This is a genomic window from Sorangium sp. So ce1014, assembly GCF_051521505.1.
Classification (GTDB): domain Bacteria; phylum Myxococcota_A; class Polyangia; order Polyangiales; family Polyangiaceae; genus Sorangium.
Genome location: NZ_CP150356.1, coordinates 3,938,230 through 3,964,835, shown reverse-complemented (window position 1 = coordinate 3,964,835; position 26,606 = coordinate 3,938,230). Strand labels below are relative to the sequence as shown.

Sequence of the window (26,606 nt, the reverse complement as noted above, 5' to 3'; positions counted from 1 at the left end):
TGCTTGGCGAAGCTCGTGGCCGATGGATTCCGCAACGTTTCGCTGCCCCCTTCACCCCACGAGGACATCGAGGCGCTGATTGACGACGAGCCCGACGAGCCCGCAGGCTACCTGCTCCTGGCGGAGTCGCTCCGGGCCTCCGCGGACGCCCGGGGAGAGCTCATCGAAATAGCCGCAGCGCGCCTCGAAGGGGACTCACCGGAGCTGAACGAACGCGAGAAGAAGCTGCTCCTGGCACATGGAGATCGTCTCTTCGGCGCACTCGATGATGTGCGACGTACTCTACCGGGCACGTTCTCGTACGAGCGCTTTCTCGGCTTCGTCCGCGAAGCCTGCGTGGCGGACGCAGATGCGGTCGCGCTCGCCGATGTATTCGAACCGCCGCTGCTTCAGGTCGATCCGCGCGAGCTCGGTTTCGATCCCCGCGTGGAGCGGCCGGCCCCGCACACCTACGCGGTCCACGCGCTCCGACGCTTGCTGCACCACCCGGCCGGGCGCTTCCTCCGCCGCTTACGGATGGAGATCCGCGAGGAGATTGAGCCCATCCTGCCCGTCCTCGTGGAGCACGATCGCGTCAACCGCGTCTCGCACCTGACGGTGACCTCGCGAGGGGGACGCGCGCTGGGCGCGTGCTTTCCGGAGCTGCTCTCCCTGGCCTGCTATGCCAGGGCGCTCGACCGCTGGCTCGCAGCGCCGCTGCCCCGGCTCGAGCGTCTCACGCTGCGCTGGGAGCCGGCAGGGCTCTCTGCTGTGCTCGCCGCGCTGGATTCTACCCGCCTTCCGTCGCTCCAGCACCTCGCCTTGTGGGACGCACCGCTCGACGCGAAGTCGGCGGCGCTGGTGCTCGAGCATCCTGTCATCGCACAGCTCACGAGCCTTGATCTTTGGTCGCAGATCGCACCTCAGCGCGGCATATACGAGGCGGTGCTCGCCAGACGCGGAGAGCTCGACCACCTGAAGCGCCTCGTCCTCGCGATCCATGGCGCGCCAGCCGAGCTCGTCGCGCGGTTTGCCGACTGGTCGGCGGTGGTCTGGGCGGACCGGAGCCGCGCTGGCCTGGAGGAGGTGGATCGGGACGCCATCGCTGGCTTCCCTCTTGGAGGGTTTATCTTCTGATTTTTGGGCCGAGAATCGCAGAACACGCGCGGGTCTCCGCTCGGGCCGCGGAGGCCGAAGCCAGCGCGCCTCCCCGCGCCGAAGCCAGCGCGCCTCCCCGCGCCGCTCAGTAGAACCGGTAGCTGAGGCCCACAGGCGCGGCGATCACGAGGCCGTCGAGCCCCTTCATGAACGTCGGCCAGGTGCTCAGCAGGAGCGCGCCCGACGTCCAGCTCGAGCTCGGCAGATCCGCGAGCACCAGCGACACCTCGACGCTGCCGCCGAACGCGAGCGTCTCGACGAGCGCGGTCTCGGGGAGGCTGCCCTCGCGCGCGGTCACGTCGACCTCGCTCCGTCCGTAGTTGAGGTCGGCCAGCTCGGAGGGGATCTCGCCCTTCACGCCGGTGACCTTCGCTTGCTGCCCCACCACGCCGACGAGCCCCGTGAGGCCGAGCCAGAGACGCCCGAAGCGCATCGAGGCGGACGGGCCGCCGACGATCAGGTAGCCGCCGCCGAACCGGTAGCCGCCGAGCGCCCTGGCGCCGAGGTGCAGCTGCTCGGAGAGCGCGACCCCGACGAAGGCCTGACCGCCGGCGAACGGCCCGATCGCCGGGTCGAAGCTGGCGTGGCAGACGTCGTCGTTGCAGGGCGCGATGAGCTCGCCCTCCGGGACGTTGTAGCTGTACGAATAGGCGCTCAGATCGCCGAAGCTGCCGGAGTCCATCAGCCCGACCAGCAGGCCGCCGGCCGCGCCGACCTCGAGCACGAAGCTGCCGGAATGTCCCGGCGAGGCGCCCTGGGTCGACTCCGGCTCCTCGGCCGAGGGAGGCGCCTTGGGCTGCGCGGGCTCCTCCGGACCCGCAGCGGCCTGCTCCGGCGCCGCCGCGCCCTTCCCTGGTCCGGCAGCAGCCCCCTTCCCGGTCCCCGCCGCGCCCTTCCCGGTCCCCGGCCCCGCCGCGCCCTTCCCTGGCCCGGCCGCGCCCTTCTCCGGCGCCGCGGCCGCCGGCGCTGCCGCCTCCTTCGCGGGCGCGGGCTCCGGCGCCGCCGAGCCGTCCTTGGCGAGGGCCGGAACCGCCACGGCCTTCCGTTCGCCCCGCTTGATCGAGACCGACCCCTCCCACGTCTTTCTGCCGGGGGCGCTCGCGCTCACCTTGTGCGCGCCGGGGTCGATCGGCCGGGCCTGGCCCCAGATCGAGCTGTCGAGCGGCGCCCCGTCGAGCGTCACCTCGATCCCCTCGACGGCGGCGGCCCGCGGCACGTTCACCGTGAGCCGCGGGAGCCGCAGCTCGAGCTTCGCTCCCCGCGCCTTGGCGTCGGCCTCGAGGCGCTTGTTGCCCTCCTTGCGGGCCGCGGCGCTGAGATCGATGTACTCGGACCAGGCGGTCGCGAGCTTGCCCTGCTTCTCGTGGCAGGTGGCGAGCGCGAGGAGCGTGGCCGAGCGCGGGCTCAGCCGGTAACTCTCCTCGATCTTGGGGCACGCCTCCGCGAGCTTGCCCTTCTTCATCAGCGCCTTGCCCTCGTCGAGCAGCGCCGCCGCCTGGGCGAACGCGACGTCCGGGCTCACCGCCAGCGCCAGCGCCAGCGCAGCGCCGGCGATGCGCGCCCACGGGCGCCGCGCGCGCCGGGCCGCCTCCCGGAAGAGGCCGCGGCGGAAGGAGCGCCAGGGAAAAGAAAGCAGGTTCTCGGAGGTCTCAGCGTCTTGCCGGTTCAAACGGATCGTCGCTCCAGGCGAGGCTCGTGAAGAGAGGGCCCGAGCGTATCACGCCCCGGTTGAACCGATCAAAACCGCGCGGCTCACGCGGCCCCGGGGCGCTCGTCGAGCAGCTTGATCCCGGCGGCGACCTCGCTGGCGAACGACTCGGCGATCGCCAGGGCCTGACCGAACCGCGGCGGGACCTCCCTGGCGGCGCGGGCGAGCGCCGCGACGGCGAGGTCGTGGGGCTGGCGCAGGAGGACGCGGTACGCGAGGCTCCGGCCAGGGGGGGTCGCGACGACCGCGAGCGTCGAGGGCGACCACGCGAACGGCGGGCTCTTCCGGGTGGCGGTCGCGAGATCCGTGAGCGGCGTGCGCGTCATCCAGAGGGCGACCGCGTCGGCGAAGTCCGGCGGGGCGAGCCCCGGGATGTCGTGGCCCATGTCGGCCAGGCCGACGCGCCGGGTCTCGACCTCGACGTTGCGCAGCTGCCGCCACCGGAGCAGCCGCGCGGGCGGGCGCTGGCCGCGAAAGCTCGCGCGGCCCGTCCACCAGGCGACGAGCGCGTCCGTGCGAAAACAGTCGAGCACGCGCGCGAACGTCGCGTGCCGCGAGAGCGCCGTCGCGACGTCCGCCGGCGCGGGCACGAGCTCGCAGAGGTCGCGCACGCTCGCGAGCAGGCGGGGGTAGCGGCTCCGCGTCAGGACGCCGGCGAGCTCGTGGTTGGTGAGCTGGAGCAGATCGTTCAGCGCGGCCACGAGCGCCCAGTCGGCGGAGGTGAGCTCCGGGAGCGCGTCGACCGGGGCGACGAGGCGGGCGACGCGGACGCGGACCTGATCGATGCGCGAGCCGAGGTCGCGATCGAGCGCCGGCGCGCCGTCTCCGACGAGGAGCGCGAGCCGGACGCCGAAGGGGCGCACCGGGTGGAGAGGGCCGCCGAGGACGAGCGGGGCGAGCACGTTCGCCTGGAGCTCGGAGAGGCGCTCGGCGATCGCTTCGGGCTCGGTCATTGGGGCGTCCGACCGGTGCCCGGCGGGAGCGCCCTCGGCTCGGCGCTCCCGTCGGGCGGGGCGAGGTCGCGCAGGGGCCGGATGCCGACGCCGCCGAGGACGACCTCGGGCAGCTCGGTCGCCAGCGCGGCCGTGAGGCCCGCGGACCGCGCGGCCACCGGCGACCACTGCTGCGCCTCGAGGAGCGCCGCCTCCAGGGGGACGAACGCCTCCTCGGGCACGCCGATCGCCCGACCGTCGCGCCCGATGAACAGCGCCTGCCCGGCGGGGGCGCCCATCGCGCGGAACAGCACGCTGGGCGCGACCGCGGGGACCGCGTCGTAGCCGGCGGGGATGTAGAGGCCCGGGTGGACCTCCCGGAAGAACTCGCCGACCGGGATCCCCTCGATGCCGGTCGGGTGGCGGAGAAAGGCGCCGGCGGCGGTGAACGCGATGCGGGCGCGGCGCAGGGTCTCGGGGCCGAGCGCGTAGGCGACGTGCCGCAGCAGCTGCATCTCCTCCGGCCGGATCCACGAGGCGGTGACCGTCCGCCACGGCTCGGAGCTCGGGACGAGGCGGAGCGACAGCACCACCGACGCCGGGCGCAGGGCGTCGCCCTCCGGCGTCGCCCGCGCCACCGCGGGCTCGCGGCTGAGCTCGACCCGGGCGAACGCCGAGACGTCCCCCATCGCCGGCAGCTTCGTGATCTCCAGCGCCTCGCGGCCCGTGCCGCGGAAGAGCACGAGGCCCGCCTCGCTGAACACCGGGCAGGCGCGGAGGTGGACCGGATGCCGGAACCCGACCTCCACCGCGGCGCCCGGCGCGACAGGGACGAAGTACCCGAGGCCCGGCGTGCTCGTGAGCAGCGGGACCATCCGGCCGGGGATGGCCGGTACGCGGAAGAGGTACCGGAGGACCGGGGCGTCGTCGAAGCTCGACTCCGGCGGCCACTCGCACAGGCCCACCTCGGCCTCGACGCTGCTCCGGGACAGGTAGCGGATCAGCGCAGGGCCGAGCCCCGACTCCGCGAGGAGCCAGCGGGGCCCAGGCTCGCGTCCGGCGGCCGGATCGACGTGCGGCTCGAGCCGGAGCAGCAGCCCGCGCACGTCGAGGCGCCGCTCGACCTCGTACGTCTGCGAAAAGGCGTTGTGGTAGAGCGAGAGCGCCGCGTCGCTGGGCAGGATCTGCGGGATGTCGTACCCGAACGGCGCGGCGGCGTCGCGGTACTGGACGAAGTGCCGGCTCGTCCCGGTGAAGCAGTAGCCGCCGGCGAGCCGCGCGATCTCGGCGACGCGGTCGAGCCGGTCGCTGCTCTCCGCGGCGAACAGGAGGGTGACCTCCCGGGCGCCCAGCTTCGATCGCACGATCTCGACGACGAGCGAGCGGATGATGTCGCCGAGCGAGCCCTGCCGCGTGTAGAGCGCCAGGAAGGCGACGAGCCGATCGATCGACGGCAGGAGGACGAGCCCCTTGGCCCCGAGCGCGACGCCCTTGGCATCCAGCCCGAGGCCGGGCGTGCGCAGCCGGGTCTGGTGAACGGCGACGCGATCGAGCATCGAATGGCTCCCGACGTTAGCGCAGAGCCGCAGACCGTAAGAAGCGCATTCGGATCCGTCAAGCGAGGCCCGGCGCCACGCGGCGAGGTGAACGGCGCGCGCGGCGAGGCGAACGGCGCGCGGCTCCGTCGTGTACGGCGGCGCGGCGTACGGCGCACAGCGGCCGCGGAACCGCGCGCAGCGCGACCGCGACGCTGGAACTACCATGGACGACAGCGTAGTCTCCTTGGCCAATGCGCCCTGTCGGAGCACCGCAAGCCCACCCGGCCCGGCGCCATGAGATCGCCTCCCCGCCGCGCCGGGCGCCCCCGGCGCCCACCCCACGCATCACGTTGGCCAGCGCATGAACACCGCGCGCATCGAGCCCGCAAGGCCGCTCATCGCAGGCCGATTCCACATCGAGCGCGAGGTCGGCCGCGGCGGGATCGGCACCGTGCACCGCGCGTTCGACGTGCAGACCGAGCGGTACGTCGCGCTGAAGCTGATCACCGCGCTCGGCGTCGACGCCGAGAGCCAGGCCCGGCTCTCCCGCGAGGGGCAGATCCTCTCGGAGCTCGATCATCCAGGGATCGTGCGGGTCGTGGCGTTCGGGACGCTGGACTCGAGCGCGACGGACGGGGAGGGGCGGCGGATCGAGGAGGGGGCGACGTTCATCGCGATGGAGTGGCTCGACGGGGAGGACCTGGCGTCGCGCCAGCGGCGCTCCCCGCTCTCGCTCCGCGACGGGCTCGAGGTCGGGCGCCAGGTGGCGAGCGCGCTCGCGGCCGCGCACGACGCGGGCGTCGTCCACCGCGACATCAAGCCGTCGAACATCCTCCTCCTGCACGGGCCGCCGGACGCCGAGATCCGGGTCAAGCTCGTCGACTTCGGGGTGGCGGCGTCGAAGGAGCTCGTGCTCACGACCGACGCGGGCGGCCTCGTCGGCACGCCGGCCTACATCTCGCCGGAGCAGGCGCGCGGCGACGCGACGGTGGACGCGCGCAGCGACCTCTACTCGCTCGGCGCGACGCTGTTCGAGCTGGTCGCCGGCCGGCCGCCGCACATGGGGCCGACCTCGATGGCGACCCTCGTGCGCCTGGCGACCACGCCCGCGCCGCGGCTCTCGGAGTTCCTGCTCGACGTGGTCCCTGCGCTCGACGAGCTGATCCACGCGCTGCTGCTCGCCGACCGGGAGCTCCGGCCGGGCTCGGCGCGCGAGGTGGCGGAGAAGCTCGTGGCGCTCGTCAGCGAGCCGCACCTGCCCACCCCTTCCCCGCTGCGCGTGAGCGACAACCCGCCGGGCGTGATGGGCACGCGGCTCGTGACCACCATCGTGGCGCTGCACGTGGCCACCGGCGAGGAGCGGCAGCGCGAGCTCGATGCGCTGCGGCGCCGCGGGGCCGACGCGCTGCCGCTCGGCGCCGACTCGATCGCCGCCCACCTCGGCGTGCGGCAGGCCCACGGCGACGAGGCGTCGCGGGCCCTGGAGCTCGGTCTCGCGCTCGGCGGCCGCGGCGGCCGCGTCGGCGTCGCCTCCGGCCGCATGCGCGTCGACCGGACGCGATCGGCCGGCGAGGTCGTCGACCGCGCGGTCGCGCTCGCGCGCGAGGCAGGCCCCGGCCGGGTCCTCGCGGACGCGACCACGGTGGAGCTGTCCCGCGGGCGCTTCCTGGGCGAGACCCAGGACAGCGGCGCCGTGCGGGTGCTGTCGCGCGCGCCGAAGCGGCCCGACGCGCAGACGCCCTTCGTGGGGCGGGACGCCGAGCTCATCACCACCGTCGCCGCGTTCGACCGTTGCGTGGAGGAGCGGACGCCGGTCGTGGTGAGCATCTCGGGGCCGCCGGGCATCGGCAAGAGCCGGCTCGCGCGCGAGTTCGTCGCCCGCATCGCGGACCGGCCGGATCCGCCGCGGCTCGTCCAGCTGCGCTGCGAGTCGTTCGGCCGCGCGCAGGCGCTCGGCGTGGCCACCGACGCGCTGCGCGTCCTCACGGGGCTGCCGAAGGGCGCGTCGCTGGAGCAGGCCGACGACGCGGTGCGCGCGCGGCGCATGCTCCACGGCGACGGCAGGCTCCTCGCGCGCCTCCTCGCGAACCAGCCGTTCCCCGACGGGGTCGACCTGCGCGGCGCGCGCGACGCGCTGTACCTCTCGATGACCGACATCGCCGTCGGCGCGGCCTCGATCGAGCCGTGCGCGCTGCTCGTCGAGGACACGCAGTGGGCCGACCCGGAGAGCGTCGCGTGGCTCGATCACCTCCTCGGGCGAGCGGCGGGCCGGCCGCTCTTCGTCATGCTCATGGTGCGCCCGGCGTTCTGGCGCGACCAGGGCCAGCGCTTCACCGGCCGCGACCACGTGCGCGTGGAGCTGCGCCCCATCGCGCGCCGGGCCACGCGCGAGATCGCGCGGGCCGTCTTCAGCGCGGCCGCGGCCGCGCGGCCCGTCGACGACGCGACGCTCGACCGGGTCGCGCAGCAGGCGGCCGGCTCGCCGCTCTTCGCCGAGGAGCTCGCGCGGGTCATCGCCTCCGGCAAGGACGCGGCCACGGCGCCGACCATCGAGGCGGCCATCCAGGTGAGCCTCGACGCGCTCGACGAGCCCACGCGCGAGGCGGTGGTGCGCATGAGCGTCTTCGGCCTGTCCGTCTGGGATGTGGGCCTCGCCGAGGTCGGCGTGGTCGAGCCCGAGATCGCGCTGACGAAGCTCCTCGCCGCGGAGCTCCTCGTCGAGCAGCCCGCGTCGCGCGTCCCGGCCGCGCGCGAGTTCCTGTTCAAGCACGCGCTCGTCCGCGACGTCGCGTACGCCTCGGTCGGCGACGAGCTCCGCCAGAAGCTGCACGCCGCCGCGGCGCGCTGGCTCGACCGGCACGGCGAGGACAGCGCGACGGTGGCGCAGCACTTCGACCTCGGCGGCGAGCACGAGGAGGCCGCGATCCGCTGGGAGGCCGCCGCGCGGCGCGCCCTGGCGACGAACTCGCTCCGGGACGCGGTCACCATGGCCGATCGCGCGCTCGTGTTCTCCCCCGACAAGCCGACGGGGTTCTCGCGCGCGGTCCTGCTCGAGGAGGCGTACTCGCGGCTCGACGCGCGCTCGCCCGAGCGCGACTCGGCGATCCGGGCGATGTGGGAGAACGTCCACGACGAGGCGAGCGAGCTGCGCACGCTCACCGCGCGCGCCCGCTACGACCACGCGTGCGGCTCCGGGATGGACCTGGAGGGGCGCCTGACAGAGCTGCGCGACCGCGCTCGGTCGATCGATCGGGTCGAGGAGGAGGCGCAGTGCTCGGCCACGCTGGCGCAGGTCCACGCGTTCGCCGGGCAGCTCGCGATGGCGGAGCAGGAGGCCGCGCACCTGCTCGACCTCGCGGCGCGGCGGGGCCTCGTCTGGGCGGCGGTCGACGCCTGGCAGACGCGCGCGGTCGCCCACCAGACGCGCGGCGAGCCCGCCGCGGCGCTGGAGGCGCGCCGGAACGCGGCGCGGGCGGCGCGCCGCGCGGGGCTGCAGGAGCGCGAGGCGATGCTGACGATGAACGTCGGCTTCGCGCTCACGACCATCGGCGCGCGGGCGGAGGCGCTCCAGGAGATCGAGGGGGGCATCGCGAGGGCGCAGGCGATCGGCAGCTCCGGGGCGGCGCGGCACGGGCAGATGATCCTGCTCTGCTGGGCGGCGACGTTCGGCCCCGAGCCGCAGCTCGACGCCGCGCTCGCGGAGCCGCGCGCGAGCGCGGACGAGGCCGCGGGGAGCATGTGGGTCGTGCGCGACCGGGTGACGCTCGGCATCCTGTTCTACCGGGGCTGCGAGCTCCTGCGCTTCGATTCGTCGGGCCTCGCGCGGGCGCGCTCGCTGCTGAAGAAGGCGACGGAGGCCTACCGCGTCACGGAGAACCGCGACGTCCTCCCCGTGGCGCTCGGGTTCTGCGCCGAGGCGGAGCGCCGCTTCGGCAACGCCGAGCAGGCCCGCGAGATCGCGCGCGAGGCGGCGGCGCTCGTCGAGGCGGGCGCGCCAAGCCTGCTCAACGAGGCGCCCATCTACCTCGCGCTCCACGACGCCTGCGTGGACATGGGCGACCTGGAGGGCGCGCGGGACGCGATGGAGCGCGCGATGCCGCCGCTCCTGCGTCGGCTGAAGGGGCTGGAGGGGACGCCCTACGCGAGCTCGTTCCTGCTCAACCTGCCGCAGAACTCGGCGCTGCTCGCGGCCGCCGAGGCCTACGGCTGCGTACCGCCGCCGCTCGAGGCGATGATGAGCAGCAAGCTCTAGGGCGCGCCGCGCTGAAGGCGGCGACGCGCGCCCGCGCCGCGCTGAAGGCGGCGACGCGCGCCCGCGCCGCGCTGAAGGTGGCGACGCGCGCCCGCGCCGCCCTCCGGCGGCTACGGCGAGCCAGCGGCCCCGGCCGTCACTTCCGGGGCGCGGCGCCGCCGCCCTGCTTGGGGGACGTCGGCTGCACCGGGCGGAGGTTGATGGTCAGCACCTCGTCGCGCGTGAACACCACGAAGCGCGCCTCCGGGGTGTACCCGTCGGCCGCGACCCGGATGCGGTGTCCGGTGCCATCCCGGCTGAACCGCGCGAAGAACGGGTTGCTGGGGAGCTCGACATCATCGAGGTAGATCTTCGCGTCCAGCGGCGTGGCGATGATCCGGAGCTCGATGAGATTGGCGACGACGGGCGGAGTGAAGGTGGGCGTCGGCCCGGGGCTGGTCGTGTCGACCGGAACAGGATCCGGCTCCGGCGACGTCCAGGGAAACAGCGAGATGACCGCCCACGTGCCGCCGATCAGCAGCACGGAGAGCGCGGCGATCCCCGCGCCCCATAGCGCCTTGCGCCGGGTCGACTTGGCGTTGGCGACCATGATCGTCGGGATCGTCTGGCGGTTCGAGATGCTGTCCTCGCGCGAGCTGTCGTCGCCCAGCATCGGGTCCGCCACCGGCGCGGCGAACTGCTGCGACATCTGCGACATCGTCATGCGCTGGGACCACGGCACCGCGGCGCGCTCCTCGAGCACCGGCAGGACCTCGAACTCCTCCGCGCCCTCGCCCGCGACCGAGTGGAGCCGCCCGAGCTGGTCGCTGATCGCGGCCCGCACCTCGGCCCGGCGGTTCGCGAACGTCTCGCCGATGAGGCGGCCGATCTCGGCCGACGAGGGGCGCCGGCCCATCGTCGCGAGGTAGGCCTCGACGTCCTCGCGCATCAGGGCCGCCGTCGCGTACCGGTCCTCCGGCGCCATCGCGAGGGCGCGCGAGCAGATCCGCTCGAGCGCTTCGGGCGCCGCGGGCCACCGCTCGCGCAGCTGCGGGATCTCGCCGAACGTGAGCCGCTGGAGGATCTGCACGTCGGAGAGATCTCCCCAGAAGCGCTCGCCCACGACGAGCTCCCAGAAGATGAGGCCCATCGAGAAGACGTCGGCGCGGCGGTCCACCATCGTCGCGAGGGCCTGCTCCGGCGCCATGTACCGGATCTTCCCCTTCACGACGCCGGTGCTTGTATCCGCGTCGCGCGTCGCCCACTTGGCGATGCCGAAGTCGACGACCTTCGCCTGCCCGTCGTAGGTGACGAAGATGTTGTGCGGGCTGATGTCGCGGTGGACCACATGGAGCGGCTGCCCGTTGAAGTCCATGAGGTCGTGCGCGTAGTGCAGCCCCGCGAGCGCGTCCGAGAGGATCGCCAGGTAGACCGCGCGATGACGTGAGGGGTCGATCTTCCTGCAGATCCGATCGAGCGAGTGCCCCTCCAGGTACTCCATCACGATGTAGTACTGGTCGTCGATCTGACCGCACTCGTACGTCTGCACGACGTTCGGGTGGTTCAGCCGCGCCGCGAGCCTCGCCTCGTCGAGGAACATCGCGTTGACCTCGGGCTCGGTCGCGATGCCCGGCCTGAGCCGCTTGATCACGACAAGCTTCTCGAAGCCGAGCGGGCCGCGATGCGCAGCGAGGAAGACCTCGGCCATCCCTCCCTGCCCCAGCTTTGCGATCAGCCTGTATCTCCCGAAGCCTCTCGCGGACTGCACGGGGAGCCGGACGATCATCGATGACGAGGTCACAGCACCCGATCGTTCGTAAGGATTGCTGACTCGTCAAGCAGACTCATGGAGATGTGCCTCCCGAGGACGCCGGAGAGATGTTGGGGCCGGAAGCGGATGGCCCCCGACCCCACATCTCCAATGTTGAGGTGAATTCAGCTACTTAGGGTTCGCAGTGGCGCGCTCACCCCTCGCCGATGGCGATGCCGAGCGCCTGACGCAGCGCGAAATACTGATCGCTCGTCGAGAAGATGATCAGCTCCTTGAGCTTGTCCTGGGGCGGGAGATCCCCGGGCTGCTGCGGCTCGGCGGCGATGATCTTCTTCGCGATCTCGAGATCGCCCGAGAGGAGCAGGCCGGTGCGCGCCGCCGTGATGTCGACGCACTGGACCCACCGCTTGATGTTCGCCTTCGCGCCCTCCGCGAGGAACTTCTTGACCACCATGCGGAGCCCCTCGAGCTGCACCGGCTGCATGAAGCCGCGGAGCGTCTGCGCGGTGGCCATGATCTGCTTCTCGATGTCCTGCGGCACCGACGTGTCGGGCGCGACGAGCTTGATCCCGGCGAAGAGGAGCACCGTCAGCTCGGTGACCGTCGGGAACAGCGTCTTGATGTAGTGCTCGCCGCGGTACATCGCGAGGTGCTTGCCGACGATGAACGTGAGGTCCTGCGGCGAGAACCCTGTCAGGACGGTCTGCCCCGCGACGGACGCCGGCTGCTCGTTCGCCACCGCGACGAGCGCGCCGGGCACGTCGCTCCGCACGTAGAGCCGCGGCGCCGGGAGGCCGAGGACGTTGGCCGCCCAGCCGAAGGTCCGGGCGAACGTCACCGTCGAGGTCGCCGGATCCTGCAGGAACCGCTGATCGAGGACCGGCAGCTCCCTCCTCTGCTTCAGCGTCTCGATCTTCGCCCTGAGCGCGGCCCCCGCGATCATCTCGAAGATCTTGCCGACGTAGAGGTTCTCCTCCTCGTGGAACAGGTTCCTGATCCACTGCTCGTTGTCGAGCCGGCTCTTCGCCGGGATCAGCCCCTGCGGGCGGTAGTCCTCGAAGTACTGCTGCTCGTCCGGATCGGCCTTGCGGAGGAACGCGAGCGCCGCCGCGACGCACCAGGCCTGGTCGTAGCGCTTGCCGTCCACGTACAGGCGGTAGAGCCGCTTGTACGGGTCGATCTTCATCGGGTCGATCTTGACCATCGCCTGGAACTCGCCGGTCGCCTGATCGAACTGCTCCGACTGCTCGTAGAGCTCCGCCAGGATCAGGTGCTCGGTCGCGTCCTCGGGCTTGAGCCGCGACGCCATGCGGAACGTCTCGACGGCGGCCGTCCGGTCGCCGAGCCGGTCGCGGTAGATGAGCCCGAGCGCGTGCCAGAGGCTGTACTCGAGGTCCGTGTTCCCCTTGCCGGCGACCCGGTGCAGCATCTTGCGGTACGCCCGCTCGAGCTGCTTCCACTCCTTCTGCGCCGTGAGGATCTTGTTGATGCGCTCGAAGGCCTCGAGGGAGTGCGGGTTCAGGTCCAGCGTGTCGTTGAACAGCTCCACCGCGCGCGCCGGGTCCTCCAGCTTGTCGCGGTAGATCTGCGCCATCGTGTAGAGGTAGCGGCTCTTGCGATCCGGCTGCGTCTCGAGCTCCGCGATCCGCTGGAGGCAGTCGACCATCTGCTCCCACTGCCCCGTGCGCTGGTAGAGCTGGAGCAGCTTGTGGAGCAGGACGTGGTTCTGCGGCTCGAGATCGAGCGCCTCCTCGAGGGCCTCCACGCCCTTCGAGGTGTTGTTCTCCTTCTCGACCCAGATGTCCCCGATCTCGTTCAACATCTTGAACCGCTCGGGGCCGTCCATGATGTTGTCGAGGATCAGCCGCTTGTAGTGGCAGACCTGCTTGTAGTCCTTGAGCGCGTCGTAGACGGAGACCATCGCCTCGAGCGTCGGCCGGTGCGCGGGGTCGGCCCCGAGCGCCTTCTCGAAGTTGTTGACCGCCTGCTTCGACTGCCCCTGCGCCTGCTTGATGCAGCCGAGCTTGTAGTAGACGGTGGCGCGCTCCTCGGTCTCGGCCTCGTCGAGGCTGGTGAGCACCTTCTGGTAGTTCGTCAGCGCGCTCGCCCAGTCGCCGAGCTTGAAGCTCACGTCCGCGAGGCCACGGATCGTCTCCTGGTCGGTCAGGTCGAGGTTGTGCGCGGCCGTGTACGCCTTGAGCGCCGCCTCGTCCTTGCCGAGCCGATCGAGGACCCTGCCGAAGGTCCGCTGCAGCCGGTGCTGCTCTGACCGGTCGCGCTTGCCGCTCTTCCTGACGAGCATCTCCGCGAGCGGCTCGGCCTGGGCCCACCGCTCCGTCGAGACGTACTCGTTGAGGAGCGGCATCGCGGCGTCCTCGTTGTCGGGGTCGCTCTGGAGCGCCATCTCGTACGCCTGCACCGCGAGCGTGTGCTCGCCGAGCATGTCGTCGCGGAGCTTGCCGAGCTCGACGAGCAGCCGCGCCTTGGCGCGGGGCGCGTCGGTGTTCATCTGCTCCTGCTCGAGGTAGCGCGCCGCGCGATCCCAGTCGGCCGCGTCGATCGCGATCACCCGCAGCGCCGCCAGGGACGGCACGTGGGCGGGGTCGAGATCGAGCGCCATCTCGAAGCGCTCCTGCGCCAGCGTCCGCTCGCCGAGCTTCTCGTCGAGCTGCCGACCGATCCGGAAGTACATCTCGACGCGCTGCTTGCCGTCGGCGGTCAGGTCCGCGACGCGCGTCATGTACTCGATGGCCTTCGCCGAGTTGTCCTGCTTCTCGTAGAGCTTCGCCAGCGCCTCCAGGGACGGGATGTGCGTGTCCTGGATCTCGACGATGTTCAGGTAGGCGTCGATCGCGCGGTCGAGGTCCTCGATCTCCTCCGCGTAGACCTTCGCCGTGTGGGACCAGAGCTCGATCTTCTTCTGGCGATCCTCCGCGGCGTTGATGTGCCGATCGTACGTGTTGATGAGGTCGTGCCACTGCCGGAGCCGGCGATAGCAGCGCTCCAGGGCCTCGAGCGCGGGCTCGTGCGTCGGGTCGATCTCGACCACCTGCTCGAGCCGCGCGGCCGACAGATCGGGCTTCAGGAACTGCTCCTCCTGGAGGGTCGCGATCTTCATCAGCACGTCGATGCGCTCGCGCTCGGTGGTGACCACGTCGAGCTGCATCTCGAGGACGCGCACGAGATCCGGCCACTGCTGCGTGGTCGTGTACACGCGCTCGAGCCCCCGCATCGCGAGGAGGTTCGACGCGTCGATCTCCAGCACCTCGCGGTAGACCGCGCCGGCCTTGTCGATCAGGCCGAGCTTGGTCTCATAGAGGCCGGCGGTGCGCAGCTTCACGGACGCGACGACGTCGGGCTCGCTGACGGCCCGCGCCTTGCGGAGCAGGACGTCGACGAGATCGTTCGACTGATCGCGATCCGTGTAGATCCGCTCCAGCGCCTCGAGGGCCGCGAGGTGAAGCGGATCGACGTCGAGGGCGCGCCTGTAGAAGCTGAGCCCCTGCTCGACCTCGCCCATGTGCTTCTCGAGGACCTCGCCGAGCTCGGTCAGGATCTCCTTCCGGTCGACGTCGATCACCGCGACGTTGAGGGCGTTCGTCAGCATCTCGCCCTGCCGCTGCCACTGGCCGGTCTTCTTGAAGAAGTTCGCCATCTGGCGCAGCACAGCGACGTTGTTCGGGTCGTACGCGTAGATCTGCTGGTAGTACGGCTGGGCGTACTCGGGGTGACCGAGGTCCTCCGAGTACCACTTGGCGAGCCGCAGGCAGAGCGTGATCTTCTGGACCGGGGACGTCTGCTGCTGCAGCCACCCGTTCACCGTCTGCACGAGCTCGGGCCAGCGGTTCGTCGCCTGCGCCATGCGCTCGAGGTACCGGACCGTCTCCATGTCGGAGAAGTCCATCTCGAACGCCGTGAGCAGCGCGTCGAAGGCCTGGGGCCTGTCCTCGAGCTGCTCCTCGAAGACCCGGGCCACCTTGCGGAGGATGTCGGTCTTCTCGTGGACCTCCTCGCGCGACTCGAGCCGCGCGAGGTAGAGCTCGATGAGCGGCTCGCTGCGCCGGGCCGCGTCGTGGAGCTCCTCGAGCGCCGCGAAGGCCTGATCGTGCGTCGGGTCGAGCTCCAGGACCTTCTCGTACGCGAGCGTGCCCCGGTCCTTCTCCTCGACCTGGTGCTCCCAGATCTGCGCCACCTCGAGGTACTCGCGCACCTTGTCCGCCGGCGACTCGTAGGCCGCCGCCCGGCCCATCTTCACGTCGATGACCTCGACCCAGCGCCCCTCGGCCCGGAGCAGGTTCTCCAGGGCGGCCATCGCCTCGAAGTCCTTCGGGTCGACGTCGAGCAGCTTCCTCCAGGCGTCGATGGCGTCGTACGCCTGCCCGAGGACGTGCTGGTAGGTCGTCCCGAGCTCGCGGTAGAGCGCGATCACGTTCTCGGCCGGCAGCACGTCCCGCGCCCGATCCACCGTCTGGTGGAGCGAGGTCACGATCTGCTCGGGCTCGTTGCGGAGCCGCCAGATCGCCGCGATGGCGTAGAGCGCCTCGAGGTTCGCGTAGTCGATGTCGAGCACGCGCTGGTAGTCGTCGAGCGAGGAGTCGTCGCGGCCGAGCTGCTCGTGGAACAGCTTGGCGCGGCGGAGGAGCACCGCGACGCGCGACTCGTCGTCGAGCGCGATGTCGTAGTGTCGCTCGAGGACGTCGCAGAGCTCGGCCCACTGCCCGACCCGTTCGTACAGGTTGGACAGCGCCCCGAGCGCCTCCGGATCCTCGCCGCGGAGGTCGAGGACGCGCTTCCACGTCTCGACCGCGCCCTGGACGTCGTTCAGCCGATCGGCGAGCAGGTGCGCCATCTTGGCGCGGATGTCGGCCTCCTGGCTGTCGCCCATCGCGTTCTCGAGCTCCCGCTCCAGCACGACCTTGAGCTGGGTCCAGGCCCCCTTGGTCGTGTAGATGCGCTCGAGGGCGCTGATCGCCTGCTCGTTCGTCGTCTCGAGCTCGTCGAAGATGCGCCGGAAGGCGCGGATGGCGTCGTCGAGCTGCCCGAGCCGCTCCTCGTACGTCTGGCCGAGCCGGAGGTACAGGTCGACGAGCTCCGGGCGATCCTCGGTCGCGCGCACCCGCTGCTCGAGGACGCTCGCGAGCTCCGGGTACTGCTCGAGCTGCGTGTAGATCCGGTCGAGGTTCGAGAGCGCCTCGGCCTCGAGCGGATCGATGCCGAGCACGTACCGGTACGTCTCCTCGGCCTTGGCGACGTCGCTGAGGTCGGTCTCGAAGACCCGCGCGAGCCGCTTGCCGATGCTGGTCTGCACGTCCTTGTCGGCGTGGATGCCCAGCACGTCGGCGTACGCGTTGGCGAGCAGCTCCCAGCCGCCGTCGACCGAGCCGGCGAGCCGCTCGACCTCCTCGATCGTCTTCTCGTCGCCCGGGTACTCCTTCAGCGCCCGGATGAAGACGGCGAGGGCCCCGTCCGGCGAGATGAGGCGCTCCTCCTGGAGCTCGCCGAGCCGGTAGTACATCGACAGCCGATCCGGCTCCTGGGTGAGGTGGGTGAGCTCCGCCTCGAGCACCCCGCCGAGCTTCTCCCACTCCGCCGCCGCCTGGTAGAGCGGCTCCAGGATCGCGCCGATCTCGATCTGCTTGATCCCGGCCGCGAAGAGCCCCTCGAGGGCCTCGAGCGTGGGCGAGTGCTCGGGGGCTGCGGTGAGCACCTCGCGGTACGCCGCGATGGCCGCCGGCAGGTCGTTGAGCCGCGTCTGGTACACAACGCCGAGCCGGTACTTGAACTCGAGGATCTCGTCGGGCGACTGGGCGACCTCCGACTCGCGCGAGAGGATCGTCACGAGGTCGCTCCACCGCTCCGTCGCCGTGAACAGGCGGTCGAGCGACGCGATCGCGGTCTGGTTCTCCGGCTCGACGTCGAGCACGCGCCGGTAGCGCGCGACGGCGCTGTCGATGTCGTCGAGCTGCGTCTCGAAGATCTGCGCGAGCCGGAGCCCGAGCTCGACGAAGCGCGACGGCTCCTCGTCGAGCCGGCCGAGCTCCGTGTCGTAGAGCGCGGCGACCTGCGGCCAGCGGTTCACCATCATCGCGAGCCGCTCGAGGTTCGCGAGCGACTCCTCGTTGCCGATGTCGAACGTCACCGCCCGCGCGTACGTCTCGAAGGCGGTCGCGTGGTCGCTCAGCATCTCCTCCGAGAGGCGCGCGATGCGGTGGAGCAGGTCGACCTTCTCGTACGGGTCCTCGGCCACCTTGACCCGGACCTCGAGCACGCTGATCAGCTTCGGCCACTCGCCGGACGCGTCGTAGATCGGCTCGAGCACCAGCGCGGCGCCGAGCGGATCGCGGCTGCCGTCCTTGATCTGCTCGAGCGCGCGGAGCGTCGGCTCGTGGTCGGGCATCTGCTGGAGGAGATCGCGGTAGAGCTCGATCGCCCGCGAGACGTCGTCGAGGTGCTTCTCGTAGAGCTCCGCGATCCGGTACTGGTAGCTGATGCCCTCGGCCGGGTCCGCGGTGATCTCCGCCTCGTGCTGGAGCACGCTGAGCAGCTCGAGCCAGTTCTGCGAGGTCTGGTAGAGGACGTCGAGCCGCCCGAGCGCCTGCAGGTCGTCCGGATCGATCTCGAGCACCCGCTGGTACGTGTCGATCGCGCTCGCGACGTTGCCGAGCTCGCGCTCGTACACCGCGCCGATCTGGTAGTAGATCCGCTTCTTCTCGTTCGAGTCGAGGACGAGATCGGCCTTCTTCGCGTAGACCGACAGCAGCTCCTGCCAGCGCGAGAGGCTGAGGTAGAGCTTGGTCAGCGCGTCGATCGCCCGCAGATCCTCGGCGTCGAGCTCGAGCACCTTGCCGTAGACGGCGATCGCCTGGTCGTGCCGATCGAGCACCTCCTCCTCGATGCTCGCGGCCTGGAACAGGGCGAGCTTCTTCTCGCTCAGGTCGTCGAGGATCTCCGCCTTCTGCTGGAGGATCTGCGACAGCTCGTTGTACCGCTCCGACGTCCGGAACAGCCGCTCGAGCGACTCGGCCGCGTGCAGGTTGCGCAGATCGATCTCGAGCACGCGCCGGTAGTGCCCGACGGCGCTGTCCATGTCGCCGAGGTCGCCCTCGTAGATGCGCGCGCTCATCGTGTAGAGCGTGCTCGCGAGCTCCGCGTCGGTCTGCTGCGCCGCCAGCGTCTCGAACACGCGCGCCAGGTCGGCGAAGCGACCGGTCGCGCGCGCGAGCCGATCGAGCCCCTCCTGCGTCGACTCCGAGGCCGGATCCTGGCTCAGCGCCCGCGCGTAGGTGTCGAAGGCCGAGTTGAGGTCGGCGCCCGCGTCCTCGTAGAGCACGGCGATCTGGTGGAGCAGCTCGACGCGACGGGTCACGTCATCGCTGCGGCGCACCTGCACCTCGTGCACGCCGATGAGCTTCTGGTAGTCGCCCGACTGGCGGTACAGCGGCTCGAGGATCTCCGCGATGGCGACCTCGTGCTCGGGGAGCTTGCCGAGGCGCTCGAGGGCCGCGAGCGCCTCGACGTTGGTCGGCTCGCGCTCGAGCACCTGCCGGTAGATGTCGATCGCCGAATCGACGAGCCGCATCCGCGACTCCCGCAGCGCGGCGAGCCGGAGCATCAGCCGGATCTGCGCCTCCTCCTCGGCCGCGATGCTGAGCTGCGCCTCGAGGTTGTCCGCCAGCTCCTCCCACATGCCCTGGCGGCTGAAGAGCCCGTCGAGCGCCGAGAGCGCCACGAGGCTCGTGTCGTCGATGGAGAGGACCTCGCGGTAGGCGGCGATCGCCTCCTCCGGCTGCCCGAGGCGCTGCTCGTAGACCTCGGCCATCTGCGCGTAGAGGCCCTCGCGCTCGGCGGGCTCGTGCACGAGCTCGATGCGGCGCCGGTAGACGCCGATGAGATCGCCCCAGCGCTCGGTGCGCCGGTAGAGCGCGTCCATCGCCTCCAGCGACTCCGAGTCGGCGGGATCGATCGAGAGCACGCGGAGGTAGCCGTTCGCCGCGTCCTCGACCTTGCCGAGCCGCTCGTGGGTGCTCGCGAGCCGCATCCAGTACTCGCGGCTCAGCCGGGTGTCGCTCAGCGAATCGGCGATCTCGCTGAAGATGACGTCGAGCCGATCCCAGGCGCCCGCCTGCGCGGCGAGCGACTCGAGCTCCGCCCGCGTCTCGGCGTGCGACGGGTCGTCCTTGAGCGCCCGCGACTGCGCGTCGAACGCGCGGTTCAGGTCGCTCAGGCTCTCGGCGGCCGTCCGCGCCACCTTCCGGAGCAGCGAGACGCGCGTCGCCGTGTCGCCCTCGGCCGCGGCGAGGATCTCGAGCGCCTGGATCAGCTTCTCCCAGTCGCCGCGCCCCTCGTAGATCTCCTGCAGGATGGCCGCCGCCTCCGCCCGCAGCGACTCGTTCGTGAGCAGCGCCTCCAGCGCGAGGCGCGCCGCGTCGTTGCCCGGATCGAGGATCAGGATTTCCTTGTAGTTCTCGAGCGCTCCGGCCGCATCGTTCAGGTGCTTCTCGAGGGTGCTCCCGAGCCGGAACTTGAGGTCGATGAGCGCCTCCTCGTCGAGCGGGGAGTCGATCCGCTTGCGGAGCACGTCGACGTAGGACTCCCAGTCCTGCTGCTCGCGGTAGAGCTTGTCGAGCGCCGCGAGCGCCTGCGGGTCCGTCGGCTCGTCGTCGAGCACCTGGCGGTACGTCGCGATCGCCTGCACCGCGTCGCGCAGCTCGCCCTCGTAGAGCTCGGCGATGGCGTAGAGGATCTGCTTGCGCTCCTCGGGCTCGGTGACGATGCCGAGCTTCTTCTCGTAGATGCCGAGCAGCTCGCCGAAGCGGCCCGTCTCGCGGTACAGCCGTTCCAGCGCGCTGATCGCGGCCTGGTTCTCGCCGTCCGCCTCGTACACGGCGCGGAACTGCGAGAGCGCCTCGTCGATGCGCTTCACCTCATCGAGCAGCACGCGCCCGAGCCGGAGCCGGAGATCGACCCCGAGCGCGATGTCCCCCTCGCTCTCGCCGCGCGCGATCGCCGTCGAGTAGGCGTCGATGAGGGCGTCCCACCCCTCGGTGGAGCGCGCGGCCCGCTCGACGTCATCGATGCACTGCTCGTCCTGCGGCGCGATCTGGAAGGCCGAGAGATAGCGCTCGAACGCCTTCTGCGGCTCCTTCAGCCGCGTCTCGTAGAGCGCCGCGACCTGCCGGTAGAGGTCGAGCCGGGAGGCGTCGTCCTGGTCGTGCGAGAGCTTCACCTCGATGGCGCCGGCGAGCCCCTTCGAGTTGTTCGCCTGCGTGTAGAGCGGGATCAGCGCCTCGGCCGCGGCGAGGTGCGCGACGTCGATCGAGAGCACCTTCTCGTAGGCGCGCGCCGCGCGATCCGCCTTCTGCTTCTGGACCATCCAGAGCTCGGCGATCTTGAGCAGCAGGCTGATCTTGGCCGCGTCGTCGGTCTCCTTCGCCTCCTGCGACTCGAGGACGCGGATGAACTCGTCCCACTTGCCGCTCTCGGCGTAGAACACCTCGAGGTCGTCCCAGCGCTGGAGCTGGAGGTACGCCTTCTTGAGCGCCTCCTGCGCCTTGCGGTCCTGGGGGTTCAGCGCGATCACCTCTTGCCAGGCCTTGACCGCGGCCTCGTCGTCCTTGAGGCGCTCGCCGTAGAGCTGCGCGAGCTTGCTGAGGAGCGCGAGCTTCTGGGTGCTGTCGAAGGTCGTGTCGACCTGCTTCTGAAGCACCCGCGCGAACGCCTGGTAGTCCTTGTTCTTCTCGTAGAGCCCCGCCAGCGCGTTCAGCGCCTCAGGGTTCTCCGGATCGTTCGCGAGGACCTCGTCCCAGAGCTCGATGCAGAAGTCGACCTTCTTCACCCGCTCCGACGCGAGCTTCGCGATCTCGAGGTACTTCGCGGCGCGCTCGCCGCCCTCCGGGAGCGCGGCGGCCTCGCGGCGGAGCAGCCCGATGAGCTTCTCCCAGTCGCGCCGCTTCTCGTAGCTCTGGCGGAGGAAATCGATCGCCTGCGCGTGCTCGCCGTCGATCGCGAGGATCGCCTCGTAGCTCTTCACCGCCTCGGCCGCGTTCGAGAACTTGCCCGAGTAGAGCTCCGCCGCCTTCGAGTAGTTCTCGATCTTCTCGGCGGGATCCGAGACCGCCTCGGCGATCTCGATCAGCGTCTTGACGTACTCGTTGTACCGCTTGGCCTGCTCCTGCTTCTGGGCCTTCGCCTTGAGCTCCTCGACGCGGCCCGCGACCTCGGCGGCCGGGGGCGGCGGCGCGGTCGGCCGCCGGCCGACCTCGGAATCAGCAGGCCTGCTCTCGGCGGGAGCGCGCGGCGGCGGCGCCGGCTCTGCGCCGACGACCGAGGATCTCGCGTCGCCGTCGTCGTCCGACGCGGCATCGACCGGAATGTCCGCAGGCGTGCTCGCCCTGCCGCTCAGGGGGGCAGGCGCGCTGAGCGGAGCCTGCGCGCTCACGGGCGCCGCTGCGCTCACGGGCGCCGCTGCGCTCACGGGCGCCGCTGCGCTCACGGGCGCCGCTGCGCTCACGGGCGCCGGCGTGCTCACGGGGAGCGGCGTGACGTCCGCGGCCCGCTCGACCGGCGCGACGGCAGCCGGCGCAGGCGTCGCAGCAGGCGCGGCGGCCGTGAGGCGCTCGCCGATCTGCGCCTCGAACGCGCTGACGCTCGGGTGCGTCGGCGCGACCGCCGAGAGCCGCTCGAACCAGCTCCTGGCCCGGATGAGATTGCCGAGCTGCCGCCAGGCGATGCCGCCCGCCTGGGCGATCATGAACGGGGAGTTGCCGTTCTGGTTCGCAGCGCTCTCCGCCAGCGCCGCGACGCGCTCCCAGTTGCCCTCCTTCGTCCCCCAGAGCTCGCGCAGGTAGGCGAACGCCGCCTCGTTCGAGGGGTCGTACCGGAGCGATTCCTCCAGGAGCTTCGAGCCGATCTCGACGTTCTGGTGCCGCGTGGCCCAGCGGACGCCGAACTTGAACGCCGCCTCGCCGCGCGCCACGCCGGCGCGCGACTCGAGGATGCCACGCTGCGTCTCGACGATCGCCTGCGGCCGCTCCTCCTCGGCGAGCAGCCCCTCGAACATCGCCGCGGCTTGCTTGTCGGAGGGCGCCGTCTCGTACGCCCTCCGGAGCAGGCCCTCGAGCTGGGCGCGATCGAAGCGCTTCGCGAGGCGCGCCGCGCGCAGCAGCAGCCGCTTGCGCTCGCTCGTGGTCGCGGCGGTGTCGGCCGCGTCGACCAGCTCCGCCATGTGCGCCGCCCACGACGACTGATCGACCTGCATGTCGCCGAGGCAGGCGCGCGCCTCCTCGCTCGTCCCGCCCGAGGCGCCGAGCGCGCGCGCGTACGTCGCCGTCGCTCGCTCGAAGTCGCCCGCGTCGCAGAGCACGTCGCCGAGCTCGACGAGGAGCTCGGCGGCCGAGGTCCCTTCGGGGGCGTTCCTCAGCTCGAGCTCCAGGAGCTTCAGGACCATGTTGGTCTTGCCGAGGTCCCAGTAGATGGAACGAGCCGACTCCAGCGCCTCGAGCAGCGCTGGATTCAGCTTGTACGCGTCCTGGAAGTGCTTCAGCGCCTTGACGGCCTGAAGGAACTTCTCCTCGAGCAGCCGCCCGAGCTTCAGGTGATATGCCGCCTTCCGGGTCGCGTCCCCTTCGGCCGCAATCCCCTTCTCGAGCTCCTCGACGAGCCCTTGCCAGTCATGAACCGACTCGAGATGATTGAGACGCTGCGCAAGATCCATTGATTATCGACCCTCGGCCCCGACCTTCGAACGGATTGAAACGCCTTACGTGTCCCGCGCCACGCGCGGCATCACGGCTACTGGCCACCGAGCCGCGCGACGAGCGTGTTCGCCGTCTCGCACTCGGTCTTGAAGCTCGCCGCCCTCGATCCCTTGCAGGCGCGCGCTGTGAACCCCTTGAGCATCTGGATCGCCTCCTGCTTGCGCGGCGGCTCCAGGGTCGCGTACGTGCTCCCGAGGCTCCAGAGGATCTGTACTGACTCCGGACCATCCGCCGGGGCAACCGCCCGAGCGGCCTCGAGCTCGGTCACCATCTCCGCCGTGGACCCGCGCTCCTGGTAGACCGACGCGAGCAGGCTGTGGACGCCGAAGAGGTACTTGTCTCCCGGCTTCGCGAGCGACTTCGCCTCCTTGAGCACCTGCTCCGCCTCCTTCGTGTAACCGAGACGGGTATACAGGTCGGCGAGCGCCGCGTAGTAGCGGATCTCGCTCGGGTTGTGCTCGATCGCCTTGGTGAGGTTCTCGAGCGCCTTCTGCTCGTCGTCCGTCCAGAGGTAAACGTTCCCGAGCTGCGAGTAGCAGTCCGCGAAGTTGGGATCGTTCTCGATGCACTTCTGGTAGGGCTCTTTGGCCTCTTCGTAGGAGATCGTCTTCTTCTTCGCCTGCTGCTCGAGCGCCCAGCCCCGCTCGAACCAGTAGTTGGCGAACTTCGGAGCGATCTGCGTGGCGCGAGCCAGCGTGGAAGCGACCTTATCCCACTCCTCTCTCTTCTTGTGCGCCATCGCCAGCTTGAAGAAGATGCGGTGGTTCATGGGGTCGAGCTTGGTCGCTTGCTCGTACTTGTTGGCCGCCCCCTCGGGGTTCACGGCGACTTCCTTGTCGGCGTGATTCGCCAGGATGACGGCCTCCTGCCGATTCCGGGAGCAGCCCAGCCCCGCCGCGCCCGCCGCGACCAGCCCAACCATCAAGAATGCCCCAAGCTTCATCTGCTCACCTTTCGAATGGGATCGGCTCTGCCGGCGTCCAAGTGTCCGCGGGGTCACGCCGCCCCTCTCCATCAATTCCTGGAGTCGGCTGCGCCGCTCCTCCAACAGTTCGCGGAGCCGGCCGCGCCGCTCCGTCAGCAATCCGGAGACGGGCTGCGCCGCTCCGTGTGGCACCGTCACAAGCGTCCTGAGGTGGCGCGCGTTCAACCTCGCGCGGCGTCGCGAGAATAGGCGGAGGCTACCGCGGAAGTCCAGGGCTTCAGACCCCGCTCATGCGCCGGCCGGCGGCGCCTTCCGGCGAGCCCCCGCCCCCTCCCCCGCGAGGGCGCACGCCGACCTGGTGGTCCCCCCAACGACCACGGCGCGGCGACCGCCGGTGACGTTGAGCGGCGCCCCGCTCCTGTCGCGTCCGGCTCCCGAAATGGCAAACGCCCCGCACAGTGCGTGCGGGGCGCTCGCGAGAGCCGACCGGCGAGACGAGCTCAGCCGCCGGGGCTGAGCATGATCGGGTAGACGACGGTGACGATACCGCCCTCGGGCTGCGGGAACGACAGGCCGTAGAACGCCCGCACCACGCAGGAGACCACGCCGTTGTCCGGCAGATCCGAGCCGCCGTTGCCGACGTTGGAGACCGCGCCGTCGCGCCCGATGACGAAGCGCACCGCAACGCGGCCCTGCAGATTCGGGTTGTTCCTGAGGCCGTTCTCGTAGCAAAGCCGGAATCGGCCGAAGTTCTGGCGAACGATACGCTGAATGACCTCGGGCGGCAGACGGCCGCTCACGCTCGTCGCACCCATGCGCACCTGCGGCGGCTTGGTGCGATGCGACCCGCCGAGGCGGCCGTGGCCGGAGCCGAAGCCCTGGCCGGTGCCGGTGCCGGCGCCGTGACCGATGGTCCCGATCGAGCCGAGGCCGATCCCCTCGCCGCGCCCGCCGCCGCCCTCGCCGATACCGGAGAGGCCGAGGCCGCCCGCGCCGAACGAGTCGCCGATCTGATCGCCCCACATGTTGCCGCGGGCGCTCAGCGCATCGTTGCCGAGCGAATCGTCGCGCCCCCACGGCGCGGTCGGGGCGTTCGGGTCGCCGCCGGCGCCGGCGTTCAGCAGGCCGATCATGCCGAACTCCGCGGCGTCGCGCAGCGCGGCCTGGCGGGCGATGTGCGGATCGGCGTTGTCCGCGGGGCCCTGGACGCCGTAGCGGTTGCCGGTGGCCTTGGTGTTCGGGTTACCCATCGAACCCTCTTCACCCTTGGCGCGCGTACCGGTGCCGCCCTCCTTGTTGTCCGCCGCGTTGTCGGCGACCTGCTCGGTCTCCTTCTCCTCCATCTCCTTCTCGGCGGCCGCCGCGAGGTACTGCTGGATAAGGAACTGCTGGTCCGCCGAGATCCCGTCCTCCCCCGTGTCGCCCAGCGGCGGCATGAAGAAGGCCATCGCCGCGAGCAGCCCGAGGTGCACCGCCATGGAGAGGCCCGTGTACAGCAGGCCCTGCGTGTCCAGCTGGAAATGGCCGGCCACGACCTTGCCCGCGTTCACGGCGGACACCTGGAAGACGATGCCGTCGAGCTCGACCTTCGCCTTCGCGCCGGTCGGAAGCGCCATCTGGTAGGCGCCCGACAGCTCGGAGCAAGGCTGCGCGCGGCCCTGGTCGATCGCCTGCTGCACCGTCATCTTCGGCGTCCCCGGGACCTCGATCGTGCCGGTGGCGCGGGGAAGGAGCACCACGGAGACCGAGCCCGTGCGGTCGGCGAGGACGATGGGCGCCCGCGTGGTGCCGAGCTTCTCCGAGGGGATGAAGTAGTCGCACTTGAAGTTCTTGCTCTCCTCCTCACCCACGTAGAAGGAGCGCGGCGGCGTGAGGTGCGCGACGTGAAGCACCGCGGCATCCCACAGAATCATGATCTCGACGGAGGCCGCCGGGACCTCGACTTCTTCGCTCGGCACGTCCGGCCCGTTCTTCACGAGCGTGTACGTGTACGAGCCTTCCGGCGCGTCGTGGGGCACCTCGTCGACGGCGGGCGCCGACTGCGCGAACGGGTTGTTGTAGGCAAACGGGTCTGCCCCGCTCGCAGCGGTCGCGGCGAACGGGTTCGACGGCGCGGCCGCGAACGGGTTCGACGGCGCGGCCGCGAACGGGCTCGACGGTGGCGCGGCGGCGAACGGGTTCGCGGGGACCGGCTTCGCAGGGCCCGCTGCCGCGGCCACCGCCACCGGCTCGGCGCGCTCCAGCATGATCTTCGTCCCGCCGATCTGGAGCTGATCGCCTGGGCTGATCTTGCACTTGTTGACGCGCGCCCCGTTCACCATCGTCCCCGGCTCGTTGCCGAGATCGATGAGCGTGATGTCCTGCGGGGAGGCGACCTCGATGACCGCGTGCATGCGCGAGGCAAGCTCGTCATCGACACGCAGATGGCTCTTCGCGTCCTTGCCTACCTTGACGATGTCCTGCGTGATCGTCTCTCGACGGACGAGCGCTTCGTTTTGGTAGAGCGCAAATGTGAGAGCGACCCTTTGCTTGCCTTCCATCTCCGCCAGCCTTCCCTATACGCCCCGCGGCGCACGCCCCCGGCACCGGGGGATAAATCGATAGGGCA

At 71.0% G+C, this 26,606-nt stretch carries 9 protein-coding genes; 2 read left to right on the top strand and 7 right to left on the bottom strand.

Annotated features, from left to right (window positions below; all coding sequences use genetic code 11):
* The first annotated feature begins 3 nt into the window (after positions 1-3).
* Complete coding sequence (locus WME75_RS15080) at positions 4-1,116, top strand: hypothetical protein (RefSeq protein ID WP_437491133.1); 1,113 nt, start codon at positions 4-6, stop codon at positions 1,114-1,116.
* Between the two features lie 106 nt (positions 1,117-1,222).
* On the opposite strand, the gene WME75_RS15075 is transcribed toward WME75_RS15080, so the two are convergent.
* From WME75_RS15075 to WME75_RS15065, 3 genes are all read right to left on the bottom strand, one after another.
* A complete protein-coding gene (locus WME75_RS15075; RefSeq protein ID WP_437491131.1) occupies positions 1,223-2,806 on the bottom strand; it encodes a hypothetical protein in 1,584 nt (527 codons plus the stop codon).
* 83 nt (positions 2,807-2,889) lie between these two features.
* Positions 2,890-3,798, bottom strand: coding sequence for a hypothetical protein (locus tag WME75_RS15070; protein ID WP_437491128.1), 909 nt, complete (start codon positions 3,796-3,798; stop codon positions 2,890-2,892).
* Positions 3,795-5,333, bottom strand: coding sequence for a hypothetical protein (locus WME75_RS15065; protein WP_437491126.1), 1,539 nt, complete (start codon positions 5,331-5,333; stop codon positions 3,795-3,797). Before WME75_RS15065 ends, WME75_RS15070 begins: the two co-directional genes overlap by 4 nt.
* A 343-nt stretch (positions 5,334-5,676) precedes the next feature.
* Between WME75_RS15065 and WME75_RS15060 the strand changes: the two genes are divergently transcribed.
* A complete protein-coding gene (locus WME75_RS15060; RefSeq protein ID WP_437491123.1) occupies positions 5,677-9,567 on the top strand; it encodes a serine/threonine-protein kinase in 3,891 nt (1,296 codons plus the stop codon).
* A gap of 136 nt (positions 9,568-9,703) precedes the next feature.
* Here the strand turns inward: WME75_RS15060 and WME75_RS15055 are convergent, their stop codons facing one another.
* From WME75_RS15055 to WME75_RS15040, 4 genes are all read right to left on the bottom strand, one after another.
* Complete coding sequence (locus WME75_RS15055; protein WP_437494823.1) at positions 9,704-11,332, bottom strand: serine/threonine protein kinase; 1,629 nt, start codon at positions 11,330-11,332, stop codon at positions 9,704-9,706.
* Between the two features lie 178 nt (positions 11,333-11,510).
* Positions 11,511-23,030 (bottom strand): tetratricopeptide repeat protein, encoded by an 11,520-nt coding sequence (locus tag WME75_RS15050; RefSeq protein ID WP_437491121.1) that lies wholly within the window; start codon positions 23,028-23,030, stop codon positions 11,511-11,513.
* 77 nt (positions 23,031-23,107) lie between these two features.
* Positions 23,108-24,016, bottom strand: coding sequence for a tetratricopeptide repeat protein (locus tag WME75_RS15045; protein ID WP_437491118.1), 909 nt, complete (start codon positions 24,014-24,016; stop codon positions 23,108-23,110).
* Between the two features lie 482 nt (positions 24,017-24,498).
* Positions 24,499-26,538 carry an AgmX/PglI C-terminal domain-containing protein gene (locus WME75_RS15040; protein ID WP_437491115.1) on the bottom strand — a complete coding sequence of 680 codons (2,040 nt, stop codon included), beginning with the start codon at positions 26,536-26,538 and terminating at the stop codon, positions 24,499-24,501.
* Positions 26,539-26,606 lie beyond the last annotated feature (68 nt).

Coding starts and splice junctions, on each gene's coding strand:
- WME75_RS15070 (WP_437491128.1), bottom strand. CDS start 3,798: ATGACCGAGCCCGAAGCGATCGCCGAGCGCCTCTCCGAGCTCCAGGCG.
- WME75_RS15065 (WP_437491126.1), bottom strand. CDS start 5,333: ATGCTCGATCGCGTCGCCGTTCACCAGACCCGGCTGCGCACGCCCGGC.
- WME75_RS15060 (WP_437491123.1), top strand. CDS start 5,677: ATGAACACCGCGCGCATCGAGCCCGCAAGGCCGCTCATCGCAGGCCGA.
- WME75_RS15055 (WP_437494823.1), bottom strand. CDS start 11,332: ATGATCGTCCGGCTCCCCGTGCAGTCCGCGAGAGGCTTCGGGAGATAC.
- WME75_RS15050 (WP_437491121.1), bottom strand. CDS start 23,030: ATGGATCTTGCGCAGCGTCTCAATCATCTCGAGTCGGTTCATGACTGG.
- WME75_RS15045 (WP_437491118.1), bottom strand. CDS start 24,016: ATGAAGCTTGGGGCATTCTTGATGGTTGGGCTGGTCGCGGCGGGCGCG.
- WME75_RS15040 (WP_437491115.1), bottom strand. CDS start 26,538: ATGGAAGGCAAGCAAAGGGTCGCTCTCACATTTGCGCTCTACCAAAAC.